Genomic DNA, 12,427 nt, shown 5'->3' with positions numbered 1-12,427 from the left:
GCTGATAGCTGCGGTGAGTGTCGATTGTAATTAAGATGGCTGTACGTTTCTTCCAGCCAAGGTGCCAACCGTGAGCGTGAACAACCCTCTTTTGCAGTCCTATGACCTGCCGCCGTTCTCCGCGATCCGTGCCGAGCACGTGCAACCGGCCATTGAACAGATCCTGGCTGACAACCGCGCCGCCATTATCGAGATCCTCAAGGCCCAGGGCAAACAACCGACCTGGGCTGGGCTGGTACTGGCCATGGACGAGCTCAACGACCGCCTGGGTGCGGCGTGGAGTCCGGTCAGCCACTTGAACGCCGTGTGCAACAGTGCCGAACTGCGCGAAGCCTACGAGTCCTGCCTGCCGGCCCTGAGCGCCTACTCCACCGAAATGGGCCAGAACCGTGAACTGTTCCAGGCCTATGAAGCCCTGGCCAACAGCCCGGAAGCCGCCGGTTTCGACGTAGCGCAGAAAACTATCCTGGAACACGCCCTGCGCGATTTCCGTCTGTCGGGTATCGACCTGCCGGAAGCCGAGCAGAAACGCTACGCCCAAGTGCAGAGCAAATTGTCGGAGTTGGGCAGCCGCTTCTCCAACCAACTGCTGGACGCTACCCAGGCCTGGACCAAGCACATCACCGAAGAAGCCGCCCTCGCCGGCCTGACCGATTCGGCCAAGGCGCAAATGGCCGCCGCCGCGCAAGCCAAGGACCTCGATGGCTGGCTGATCACCCTGGAATTCCCGAGCTACTACGCGGTGATGACCTACGCCCATGACCGCGCCCTGCGCGAAGAAGTCTACGCGGCGTACTGCACCCGCGCGTCGGACCAGGGCCCGAATGCCGGCCAGAACGACAACGGCCCGGTCATGCAGGAAATCCTCGACCTGCGTCAGGAACTGGCGAAACTCCTGGGCTTCGCAAGCTTCTCGGAGTTGAGCCTGGCCACCAAGATGGCTGAATCCAGCGATCAGGTGCTGAGCTTCCTGCGCGACCTGGCCAAGCGCAGCAAACCGTTCGCCGCCCAGGACCTGGAACAGCTCAAGGCTTATGCCGCCGAGCAGGGTTGCCCCGACCTGCAAAGCTGGGACAGCGGCTTCTACGGCGAAAAACTTCGCGAGCAGCGTTACAGCGTTGCCCAGGAAGCCCTGCGTGCCTACTTCCCGATCGATAAAGTACTGGGCGGCCTGTTCGCCATCGTGCAACGCCTGTACGGCATCGAAATCGCCGAGCAGCAAGGCTTCGACACCTGGCACCCGGATGTGCGCCTGTTCGAAATCAAGGAAAACGGCCAGCACGTCGGCCGCTTCTTCTTCGACCTTTACGCCCGCGCCAACAAACGCGGTGGCGCCTGGATGGACGGTGCCCGTGACCGTCGCCGCACCGCCGAGGGCGTGCTGCAGAGCCCGGTGGCCAACCTGGTGTGCAACTTCACTCCAGCCGACAGCGGCAAGCCTGCGCTGCTGACCCACGATGAAGTCACCACCCTGTTCCACGAGTTCGGTCATGGCCTGCATCATCTGCTGACCCGCGTCGAGCACGCCGGGGTGTCTGGCATCAACGGTGTGGCCTGGGACGCGGTCGAGCTGCCGAGCCAATTCATGGAAAACTGGTGCTGGGAGCCCGAGGGGCTGGCGCTGATCTCCGGTCACTATGAAACCGGCGAACCCCTGCCACAGGACCTGCTGCAGAAAATGCTCGCGGCGAAAAACTTCCAGTCCGGCCTGATGATGGTCCGCCAACTGGAGTTCTCGCTGTTCGACTTCGAACTGCACGCCACCCACGGTGACGGTCGCAGCGTACTGCAAGTGCTTGAAGGCGTGCGTGACGAGGTGTCGGTGATGCGTCCTCCGGCCTACAATCGTTTCCCTAACAGCTTCGCGCACATCTTTGCCGGTGGTTACGCGGCGGGCTACTACAGCTACAAATGGGCTGAAGTGCTCTCGGCCGATGCTTTCTCCAAATTCGAGGAAGAAGGTGTGCTCAATGCTGACACCGGCCGGGCGTTCCGAGAAGCGATCCTGGCGCGCGGCGGTTCTCAAGAGCCGATGGTGCTGTTCGTCGACTTCCGTGGTCGTGAGCCGTCGATTGACGCACTCTTGCGCCACAGCGGCCTGAGTGAGGGCGCAGCAGCATGAGTGAGAGTCCCGTGATTACCAAACGACGCTTTATCGCCGGCGCGGTTTGCCCGGCCTGCAGCGAGCCGGACAAGTTGATGATGTGGAGCGAAGACGACGTACCGCACCGCGAGTGCGTGGCCTGCGGTTACTCCGATACGCTGAATGAACAAGGCCTGTCCGTTCCCAAGGAACTGGGCACCCGGGTCAACACTTCCGCACTCAAGCCTGCGGACACCAAGGTTCAGGCCGTGCAGTTTTTTCCGAACCCGAAGCTGAAGAAAAAGCCTGACGAACAACACTGAGTAGGAAGCGACACCTCTCACGGCGCAACGCCGTGAGAGGTAATCGAGTTTCAGTCAAGGCGTGGAAATGCTGACGTAGGCTTTAGCCAGCGCCAGCAGTTTCAGCAGGTCCTCGGCGTCAACATCGCCATCACCATCGACATCTTTATTGAAGTTACGGATCTTGATTGATTGTCCCCCATCATTTGAGGAGGCGATGAGAGTGGTGGAGTCCAGCAAAGCGGTGGTCGTCGCGAAATTTTTTGCATCCCAAGTCTCTTCTTTCAATGCGAACTGCATCGATACTTGCACTTCTTTTGGATTGACGGCGCTTGGGCCAAGCTTTTGTAAAAAAATACCGCGACGATTGAACATAGACATAATTAAATCCTTTTAATTAATACCCCAATCAATGCATGGAGCGGCCATAACAATACCGGTGCCTGGAGCGTTTCAACCAGACGCGATATGTATCGTTCAATGACTTTCGAGACCAGACCGAAGAGCTGCCAAACGGCACTGGTCACTTGAGTCTTTCACGTATACTGTATGGGCATACAGCATGCGAGCCAGCCCCATGAACGCGCCATTGCCCCCACGCGGTCGCGGCACCGCCACCAACCCGCATAACCGCTTCGCACCCCATCGCTCGGTGGCCGAGGACGACGGCTGGTATCAGGAAGCGCCGATGACCCAAGGCACCGAGGTGTCCATCGAGACGGCGAAAACCATCATCACCCGCAACAACTCACCGGACCTGCCCTTCGATCGATCGATCAATCCTTATCGTGGCTGCGAGCACGGTTGCATCTACTGTTACGCGCGGCCCAGCCACGCTTATTGGGACATGTCACCAGGCCTGGATTTCGAGACGAAGCTGATCGCCAAGACCAATGCCGCGGACATACTGGAGGAACAGCTCTCCAAACGTGGCTACCAATGTGCCCCCATAAACCTGGGGTCCAACACCGATCCTTACCAGCCCATCGAGCGCGAGTACAAGATCACCCGCCAAACCCTCGAAGTGCTGCTGCGCTACCGTCATCCGGTGACAATCGTGACCAAGGGCTCGTTGATTCTGCGCGATCTGGACCTGCTGGCCGAACTGGCTCGGCAAAGGCTGGTGGCGGTGATGATCAGCCTGACCACGCTGGACGACGAGCTCAAGCGCATCCTCGAACCCCGCGCGGCGACACCCAAGGCCCGGCTCCGGGCGATCAGGGTGTTGCGCGAAGCGGGCGTTCCAGTGGGTGTGCTGTGTTCGCCCATGATTCCGATGATCAACGACAGCGAAATCGAAAACCTGCTCACAGAGGCACACGCGGCTGGGGCACAGAGCGCCGCCTATATGATGTTGCGGTTGCCCCTGGAGGTCGCTCCCCTGTTCGAAGAGTGGCTGGCGGCCCACTATCCGCAACGTGCGGCCCATGTCCTGAGCCTGATTCGCCAGAGCCGGGGCGGCGAGCTGTACGACAGTCGCTTTGGTGCACGCATGCGTGGTGAAGGCCCCTTTGCCGATTTGTTGGCACAACGTTTTGCCAAGGCCATCAAGCGCCTGGGGCTTAACCATCGGGAAGGTTTTAACCTGGACTGCGAAGCCTTCTGTCCGCCGGGTCGCCAAATGTCGTTGATTTGAGGACAATTAGCCTATGGTTGAGTACTGGGGAACGCGCTCAACTTTTCCCCAGTCACGTTTTTTGTGACCTGGAACACAGGTTCTAGAGCGGTCTATTCAGTTTGAGTTAAGATTCGACGGCTACCTTGTTCATCGAGTGACTGACGGGTCGATTGACGACCTGGATGTTTTTTTAAACAGCCACTGGCTTCACACCGGACAAAACGGGAATATCCCTGACTCCGCAAAAGAGGATGAATCATGAGTGACAAGGATAAACAGCCGTTGGCTGCGTCGGCTTCTGCCAAACCCGAGGCGGAAAGCGCCGATGCAGCGCTGCAGCATATCGTTGACGGCTTTTTGCATTTTCATCATGAGATCTTTCCGCAACAGGAAGAACTCTTCAAAAAACTCGCCACGGCCCAACAACCACGGGCGATGTTCATTACCTGCGCTGATTCGCGCATCGTGCCCGAGCTCATCACCCACAGCTCGCCTGGCGACCTGTTCGTCACCCGCAACGTCGGCAACGTCGTTCCACCTTACGGCCAGATGAACGGTGGTGTTTCCACCGCCATCGAGTACGCGGTACTGGCACTGGGCGTGCAGCACATCATCATCTGCGGCCACTCCGATTGCGGAGCGATGCGTGCGGTACTCAATCCCGACAGCCTGGAAAAAATGCCTACGGTCAAAGCCTGGCTGCGGCATGCGGAGGTCGCGAAGACCATGGTGCACGACAACTGCAACTGCGCCGACGAAAACGAGCGCATGCATGTCCTCACCGATGAAAATGTCATCGCCCAGTTGCAGCACTTGCGGACCCACCCTTCGGTAGCCTCGCGCATGGCGAACGGTCAACTGTTCATCCATGGCTGGGTCTATGACATCGAAACCAGCGAAATCAAAGCTTACGACGCGGATCAGGGTCGATTCCTCCCGCTCGACGGCAGCCATCCGATTCCGGTGGCGACGCCCAAAGCGCGCTTCTAAATCCTCCTAACCATCTGTGTGGTTTGACGCCGGCCGCTGTTTCAGCGGCCCGGCCTTGCCATGCCTGAAGAAAACTTCGGGAGAATCATCATGCGTGCTGCGCAACTTAAAGCTGTGCTGCCACGGGAGCTGCTGGCTTCGGTGGTCGTGTTTCTGGTCGCCCTGCCCCTGTGCATGGGCATTGCCATTGCTTCGGGATTGCCACCGGCCAAAGGCCTGATCACCGGGATCATCGGTGGCCTGGTAGTCGGTTGGCTGGCCGGCTCGCCTTTGCAAGTCAGTGGCCCGGCGGCAGGCCTGGCGGTGTTGGTATTCGAACTGGTACGCCAGCATGGCGTGGTCATGCTCGGGCCGATCCTTCTGTTGGCGGGCTTTTTACAACTGGTGGCCGGTCGGTTGAAACTGGGCTGCTGGTTTCGCGTGACAGCGCCCGCCGTTGTCTACGGCATGCTCGCCGGGATCGGGGTGCTGATCGTCCTGTCTCAGCTGCACGTGATGCTGGACGCCACGCCAAAGCCCTCAGGGCTGGATAACCTGGCAGCTTTCCCAGCCGCCGTGGCTCAAGCTTTGCCCTCCTTTGGCTGGCAGGCTGGTTTGCTCGGGCTGGCAACGATCGCTGTGATGTGGCTGTGGGAAAAGCTGCGTCCCCATTCCCTGCGCTTCGTTCCCGGCGCGTTACTTGGAGTAGGGATCGCCACCGTCGTCAGCCTGGTCTTGGCGCTGCAAGTCAAACGGGTGGAAGTGCCCGCCAATCTGGCCGAAGCCATCGACTGGCTGAAACCTGCAGACTTGCTGAACCTGGCTGACCCTGCGCTGCTGATCGCGGCATTCGCCGTAGCCTTCATCGCCAGCGCCGAAACCCTGCTGTCCGCCGCCGCCGTCGACCGCATGCACAGTGGTCAACGTTCGGACTTCGACCGCGAACTGTCTGCCCAAGGCGTCGGTAACATGCTGTGCGGATTGCTCGGCGCGTTGCCGATGACCGGGGTGATCGTACGTAGCTCAGCCAACGTCCAGGCGGGTGCAACCACGCGCTATTCGACGATCCTCCACGGATTGTGGCTGCTGGCGTTCGTGATGTTGCTGTCGAGCGTGCTGCAAAGCATTCCCGTGGCGAGCCTCGCCGGTGTGTTGGTTTACACGGGTTTCAAACTGGTCGACCTCAAGGCTTTTCGCGGTTTGGGTCGATACGGTCGGATGCCGATGTTCACCTACGCCGCGACGGCATTGGCGATCATCTTCACTGACCTGCTGACAGGCGTGCTGATCGGCTTCGGCTTGACCCTGGTGAAACTGGCGCTGAAGGCTTCACGACTGAAAATCAGCCTGATCGACCTGCCCCGGGATGGTGAAATGGAGCTGCGCCTGGTGGGTGCGGCGACCTTTCTCAAGGTCCCGGCATTGACCCGGGTACTGGGCAGTATTCCAGCCGGTGCGACGGTGCATGTGCCGCTCAATAACCTGAGCTACATCGATCATTCGTGTCTGGAGCTGCTGGAGGAATGGGGACGGGCCAATGCGGCCAAGGGTTCGAAGTTGTTGATCGAATCGCGCGGGTTGAAGCGCAGGCTGGAGGGGCGGGTGAGGACCAACATCGGTATTGGTGCGGCTGGCTGAGTAAAACACCTGTAGGAGCGAGCCTGCTCGCGATGGGCCAAAGAACACCGCGGGATATCAGGATACCCGCGTAATCGTTGTCGACCATCGCGAGCATGCTCGCTTCTACAAGGGTAATGCGAACTTACGCCACCGGCTGTTCCAGATCCAGGCCCACGCCCAGGCGGCGGGACATGCACGGCCAGCGCTTCCACGCGGCGCCCGTGTCCGGACTGCTGAGTTTCTCGCGGTAGGCTTCGACCGATTCCAGTGCAAAGCTGTCGTCGTTGAGCATTTCGTCCACGGCGTGATGCACCGCCTCATCCAGTTGGTTGGCAAATTCCTCACCGATCAATTGGTGAGCAATCAGGTTGGCAACAGTCATGTCCAAGGGGATAAGTGGCTGGCCAAGATGCTTGATGTACAGGTCGTTGACCTCTTCGACGAACCGGTGCGCCAGATAGGCCTCGTCCAGCAGGCTGTCGAGCCCGACGTGCCCGGCCATGATCGCCGGCGGCTGGAGGAAGTACTGTTCGGCTATTTTCAGCACCGGTTTGATCTGTGACTCGATGCCCGCTTCCCTGGCGACTTCATTGGCTGCATCCAGCAGGTCTGGCACTTCATCGATATAGGCGGCGACAAAGCGCGCCAGTACGCCGTTGGCATCAGCCTCCGGTAACTGGATCGCGCGGTGTAAATGAGGCAATTGGGTTTCCAGCTGACGGGTCAGCAGGCCGGTCTCGGCTTCGTGTTGTCGGGCTTTTTGGATCTGCTCGCGCAATGCGGCGGTGTTCATGAAAACTCCAGGAAACAAGGCAATGAAATAGGGAAGACATAACTTAGCTGGCATACGAAAAATGCTAAGACGCATTTGTCATAATTGTTTCATCCTTGAGACGTCTCCGTTATATCGGTTCGCCACCACTCGTCTGCATCCTTCTCCATTCGTGCCCTGCAATGCAAGTTAATGCTGTTTCACATGATTTACGCCAGCACATTGCGAGGTGAGAGTCGCTGTCTATACTCGGGTTGGAATGGAGTTAGCTGATGACGCCCGACTGCAATGCAGCAAGGCCCGGCGATTCAAGTTCGTAGTCTGATGCAGCCGCTCCCTTGCCGCAGGTGAAAGCCGGCGGGATAAAAAGAACGATAAGGGGAACCCGCAATGATGCGACATCCACATGTCTGGATGGGCCTCCTGTTGTGGTCGATTTTCAGTCAGGCGCAAGCGGCCTGGACTGTGAATATGGCGCCTGGAGCGACTGAAATCAGTCACGCTGTGTTTGACCTGCACATGACCATTTTCTGGATCTGTGTAGTGATCGGCATCATCGTCTTTGGTGCCATGTTCTGGTCGATGATCCTGCACCGCCGCTCTACCGGGCAGGTGGCGGCAAAATTTCATGAAAGTACCACCGTCGAAATCCTCTGGACCATCGTGCCCTTCATCATCCTGGTGGCCATGGCGGTTCCGGCGACTGCCACCCTGATCAAGATGTACGACGCCAGTGAGCCGGATATCGATATCCAGGTCACTGGCTATCAGTGGAAATGGCACTACAAGTACCTGGGCCAGGACGTTGAGTTCTTCAGCAACCTGGCCACTCCCGCCGATCAGATCCACAACAAGGAAGCCAAGACCGAGCACTACCTGCTTGAGGTCGACAAGCCCCTGGTGCTGCCGATCGGCGCCAAGGTGCGCTTTTTGGTGACCTCCGCCGACGTGATCCACTCCTGGTGGGTGCCGGCGTTCGCGGTCAAGCGCGATGCGATCCCGGGGTTCGTCAACGAAGCCTGGACCCGTGTCGAAAAACCCGGCGTCTACCGCGGTCAATGCGCCGAGCTGTGCGGCAAGGATCACGGGTTCATGCCGATCGTGGTCGAGGTCAAGGACAAGCCCGATTACGAAAAATGGTTGGCTGAACGCAAGGCCGAAGCTGCTCAACTCAAGGAGCTGACCAGCAAGGAATGGACCCTCGACGAGCTCAAGGAGCGCGGTGACAAGGTCTATCACACCACCTGCGTGGCCTGTCACCAGGCCGAAGGCCAAGGCCTGCCGCCCATGTTCCCGGCACTCAAGGGCTCGAAAATCGCCACCGGACCGATCAAGGATCACCTGGGCATCGTCTTCCATGGCAAGCCTGGCACCGCCATGGCGGCGTTCGGCAAGCAACTGTCGGAAGTCGATATCGCAGCAGTCGTGACCTACGAGCGTAACGCCTGGGGCAACAACAAGGGCGACATGGTCACTCCCAAGGAAGTGCTGGAGCTGAAACAGGCGGAAAGCAAATGACCCGGTCTATTGCGCACCCAAGGAACCCGTCGGGGCATCACGCCCCGACCTGCCCAGCCCATCTGCTTGCAGGAGACAGGACATGACTGTTGTAGTCGATGACCATGTTCAGACCGGCACCGCCCACGAGCACGCCCACGGCCCCGCCAAAGGCCTGATGCGCTGGGTGCTGACTACCAACCACAAGGACATCGGTACGTTGTACCTGTGGTTTGCGTTTTCCATGTTCCTGCTCGGCGGCTCGTTCGCGATGGTGATTCGCGCCGAGCTGTTCCAGCCAGGGCTGCAGATCGTCCAGCCGGAATTCTTCAACCAGATGACCACCATGCACGGCCTGGTGATGGTCTTCGGTGCGGTGATGCCGGCCTTTGTCGGCCTCGCCAACTGGATGGTCCCGCTGATGATCGGCGCACCCGACATGGCGCTGCCGCGGATGAACAACTTCAGCTTCTGGCTGTTGCCGGCGGCGTTCATCCTGCTGGTTTCGACCCTGTTCACCCCCGGCGGCGGACCCAACTTCGGCTGGACGTTCTACGCGCCGCTGTCGACGACCTATGCACCGGAAAGCGTGACGTTCTTCATCTTCGCCATCCACTTGATGGGGATCAGTTCGATCATGGGTGCGATCAACGTGATCGCCACCATTCTCAATCTGCGCGCCCCCGGCATGACGTTGATGAAAATGCCGCTGTTCGTCTGGACCTGGTTGATCACCGCGTTCCTGCTGATCGCGGTGATGCCGGTACTGGCCGGCTGCGTAACGATGATGCTGATGGACATCCACTTCGGCACCAGCTTCTTCAGTGCCGCCGGTGGCGGTGACCCGGTGCTGTTCCAGCATGTGTTCTGGTTCTTCGGCCACCCCGAGGTGTACATCATGATCCTGCCGGCCTTCGGTGCCGTCAGCTCGATCATTCCGGCCTTCTCGCGCAAGCCGCTGTTCGGCTACACCTCGATGGTCTACGCCACGGCATCTATTGCCTTCCTGTCGTTCATCGTCTGGGCGCACCACATGTTCGTGGTCGGCATTCCGCTGGTGGGCGAGCTGTTCTTCATGTACGCCACATTGCTGATCGCGGTACCCACCGGGGTCAAGGTGTTCAATTGGGCCAGTACCATGTGGCAGGGTTCACTGACCTTCGAGACGCCGATGCTGTTCGCGGTGGCGTTCGTGATCCTGTTCTCCATTGGCGGTTTTTCCGGGCTGATGCTGGCCATCGCCCCGGCGGACTTCCAGTACCAGGACACCTACTTCGTGGTCGCGCACTTCCACTACGTGCTGGTGCCGGGGGCGATCTTCGGGATCTTCGCCTCGGCTTATTACTGGATGCCGAAGTGGACCGGCCACATGTACGACGAAACCCTCGGCAAGCTGCACTTCTGGCTGTCGTTCATCGGCATGAACATGGCCTTCTTCCCGATGCACTTCGTGGGGCTTGCGGGCATGCCGCGACGGATTCCGGACTACAACCTGCAATTCGCCGACTTCAACATGGTGTCGTCGATCGGCGCATTCATGTTCGGGGCAACGCAGATCTTCTTCCTGTTCATCGTGATCAAGACCATTCGCGGCGGCCCGCCAGCACCGGCCAAACCGTGGGATGGAGCTGAAGGCCTGGAATGGAGTATTCCGTCACCGGCGCCGTATCACACCTTCACCACGCCGCCGGAAGTGAAATGAAATGAGCGCCATGGCCTTTGTGGGAGCGAGCCTGCTCGCGATGGTCTTCAACGATAACGCTGGAAGCCTGACACCCCGCGGTGCTCTCAGGTTTTTCGCGAGCAGGCTCGCTCCTACAGGAGATCAGAGCCATGGCTGACTCGATTTCGATGAAGAAACTGGTCACCCGCCTGTTACTGGTGGTGGTAGCGATGTTTATCTTCGGCTTTGCCCTGGTGCCGATCTACGACGTGATGTGCAAGGCATTCGGTATCAATGGCAAGACCGCCGGGCAGTACGAGGGCGAACAAACGGTCGATACCTCGCGACAGGTTCGCGTGCAGTTCCTGTCGACCAATTCCGCCGACATGTCCTGGGACTTCTATCCCAAGCACGATGAATTGACGGCCAACCCCGGGGCAGTGAACGAGATGATTTTCATCGCGCACAACCCTACCGATCGCCCGATGAGCGCCCAGGCGGTGCCAAGCATCGCGCCCAGCGCGGCGGCGGCGTATTTCCACAAGACCGAATGCTTCTGCTTCACCCAACAAGTGCTGCAGCCCGGTCAACGGATCGAGATGCCGGTACGTTTCATCGTTGACCGCGACATGCCCAAGGATGTGAAGCACCTGACGCTGTCCTACACGCTGTTCGATATCACCTCCCGACATCCACCGGTCGCAGTAAATACTGGCGGTTGAGCGTGCCCGATAAGGAGAACAATAAATGGCAACTCATGAACACTATTACGTTCCGGCCCAGAGCAAATGGCCGATCATCGCTACGGTCGGGATGTTCGTCACGGTGTTCGGCCTGGCCACCTGGTTCAACGACCTGAAAGCGGCGCGGCCGGAATCCCACGGCCCGTTGATCTTTTTCGTCGGTGGCCTGTTGCTGGCCTACATGCTCTTTGGCTGGTTTGGCACGGTGATCAAGGAAAGTCGCGGCGGCTTGTACAGCGCACAGATGGATCGCTCGTTCCGCTGGGGCATGAGCTGGTTCATTTTCTCGGAAGTGATGTTCTTCATCGCCTTTTTCGGCGCGCTGTTTTATGTGCGCCACGTCTCCGGTCCCGCCCTGGGTGGCGAAGGTACCAAAGGTCTCGCCCACATGCTGTGGCCTGCCTTCGAGTGGACCTGGCCACTGCTGAACAACCCCGATTCCAAGCTGTTCCCACCACCCAAGGAGGTCATCAGCCCCTGGGGATTGCCGCTGCTCAATACCGTGATACTGGTGACCTCAAGCGTCACCGTGACCATCGCCCACCATGCCTTGAAAAAGGGCCATCGCGGCGCCCTGAAAATCTGGCTGGCGCTCACGGTGCTGCTGGGCGTTGCGTTCCTCGGCTTTCAGGCCGAAGAGTACATGCACGCCTACCACGAACTGGGCCTGACCCTGGGTTCGGGCATCTACGGCGCCACGTTCTTCATGCTCACCGGGTTCCACGGCGCCCACGTGACCATCGGCACCATCATCCTGTTCGTGATGCTGATGCGGGTCATGCGCGGGCACTTCGACAGCGATCATCAGTTCGGCTTCGAGGCGGCGAGTTGGTACTGGCACTTCGTGGATGTGGTGTGGATCGGGCTGTTCGTTTTTGTCTATGTACTCTAACGGCAGATGCAAGCTTCAAGCTTCAAGCTGCAAGCCTCAAGTTTGAAGCGAAGCGCCCTACCAGGGCGCGTGAGAGACAAGTTGGCCGCTGAAAAAACCCCAGGCGATCAAGCCGACGGTGATGGCGGCCAGGGCCACACGAACACTCAAGGCAATGACGAGGCGGTTCGAGCTGCTGTCGTCCTTGACCAGAAAAAACAGGCCGCTGAACAGGCTGACAACCGTGGCAATCAGCATCAGGACGATGGCTGCTTTGAGCATGGTGAGA

Annotated in this window: 12 protein-coding genes; 9 read left to right on the top strand and 3 right to left on the bottom strand. The window is 59.2% G+C overall.

Annotated features, from left to right (window positions below; translation table 11 throughout):
- Positions 1–70 precede the first annotated feature (70 nt).
- Entirely contained in the window at positions 71–2,122 is a 2,052-nt protein-coding gene (gene prlC / locus PMI35_RS04870) for an oligopeptidase A (protein ID WP_008064769.1), read from the top strand.
- Positions 2,119–2,406 carry a YheV family putative zinc ribbon protein gene (locus PMI35_RS04875; RefSeq protein ID WP_008064765.1) on the top strand — a complete coding sequence of 96 codons (288 nt, stop codon included), beginning with the start codon at positions 2,119–2,121 and terminating at the stop codon, positions 2,404–2,406. The genes prlC and PMI35_RS04875 overlap by 4 nt, the downstream gene beginning before the upstream one ends.
- 54 nt (positions 2,407–2,460) lie before the next feature.
- Here the strand turns inward: PMI35_RS04875 and PMI35_RS04880 are convergent, their stop codons facing one another.
- Positions 2,461–2,766 (bottom strand): hypothetical protein, encoded by a 306-nt coding sequence (locus PMI35_RS04880; RefSeq protein ID WP_008064763.1) that lies wholly within the window; start codon positions 2,764–2,766, stop codon positions 2,461–2,463.
- Positions 2,767–2,962: 196 nt separating this feature from the next.
- Here PMI35_RS04880 and PMI35_RS04885 point away from each other — a divergent pair, with 196 nt between their 5' ends.
- The 3 genes from PMI35_RS04885 (at position 2,963) to PMI35_RS04895 (ending at position 6,610) form a co-directional block, all read left to right on the top strand.
- Positions 2,963–4,021, top strand: coding sequence for a PA0069 family radical SAM protein (locus PMI35_RS04885; RefSeq protein WP_008064761.1), 1,059 nt, complete (start codon positions 2,963–2,965; stop codon positions 4,019–4,021).
- Positions 4,022–4,261: 240 nt separating this feature from the next.
- Positions 4,262–4,993 carry a carbonic anhydrase gene (locus PMI35_RS04890; RefSeq protein WP_008064759.1) on the top strand — a complete coding sequence of 244 codons (732 nt, stop codon included), beginning with the start codon at positions 4,262–4,264 and terminating at the stop codon, positions 4,991–4,993.
- A 90-nt stretch (positions 4,994–5,083) separates the two neighbouring features.
- Complete coding sequence (locus PMI35_RS04895; protein ID WP_008064751.1) at positions 5,084–6,610, top strand: SulP family inorganic anion transporter; 1,527 nt, start codon at positions 5,084–5,086, stop codon at positions 6,608–6,610.
- A gap of 124 nt (positions 6,611–6,734) precedes the next feature.
- Here the strand turns inward: PMI35_RS04895 and PMI35_RS04900 are convergent, their stop codons facing one another.
- A complete protein-coding gene (locus PMI35_RS04900) occupies positions 6,735–7,385 on the bottom strand; it encodes a hypothetical protein (protein ID WP_008064749.1) in 651 nt (216 codons plus the stop codon).
- A 369-nt stretch (positions 7,386–7,754) separates the two neighbouring features.
- On the opposite strand from PMI35_RS04900, the gene coxB reads away from it, so the two are divergent.
- From coxB to PMI35_RS04920, 4 genes are all read left to right on the top strand, one after another.
- Positions 7,755–8,882: a cytochrome c oxidase subunit II gene (gene coxB, locus PMI35_RS04905; protein ID WP_008064747.1), complete on the top strand. Its 1,128-nt coding sequence runs from the start codon at positions 7,755–7,757 to the stop codon at positions 8,880–8,882.
- An 82-nt stretch (positions 8,883–8,964) separates the two neighbouring features.
- Positions 8,965–10,563, top strand: coding sequence for a cytochrome c oxidase subunit I (gene ctaD, locus PMI35_RS04910; RefSeq protein ID WP_008064745.1), 1,599 nt, complete (start codon positions 8,965–8,967; stop codon positions 10,561–10,563).
- A 131-nt stretch (positions 10,564–10,694) separates the two neighbouring features.
- A complete protein-coding gene (locus PMI35_RS04915; protein WP_008064742.1) occupies positions 10,695–11,246 on the top strand; it encodes a cytochrome c oxidase assembly protein in 552 nt (183 codons plus the stop codon).
- 25 nt (positions 11,247–11,271) lie between these two features.
- On the top strand, positions 11,272–12,159 hold the full coding sequence (locus PMI35_RS04920) for a cytochrome c oxidase subunit 3 (protein WP_008064740.1): 888 nt from the start codon (positions 11,272–11,274) through the stop codon (positions 12,157–12,159).
- A 57-nt stretch (positions 12,160–12,216) separates the two neighbouring features.
- Here the strand turns inward: PMI35_RS04920 and PMI35_RS04925 are convergent, their stop codons facing one another.
- Positions 12,217–12,420, bottom strand: coding sequence for a twin transmembrane helix small protein (locus PMI35_RS04925; protein WP_008064738.1), 204 nt, complete (start codon positions 12,418–12,420; stop codon positions 12,217–12,219).
- Positions 12,421–12,427 lie beyond the last annotated feature (7 nt).

It is taken from the genome of Pseudomonas sp. GM78 (assembly GCF_000282475.1).
Lineage (GTDB): Bacteria > Pseudomonadota > Gammaproteobacteria > Pseudomonadales > Pseudomonadaceae > Aquipseudomonas.
The sequence above is the reverse complement of the archived record's forward strand: the minus strand, read 5'-3'. Positions and strand labels throughout refer to the sequence as shown.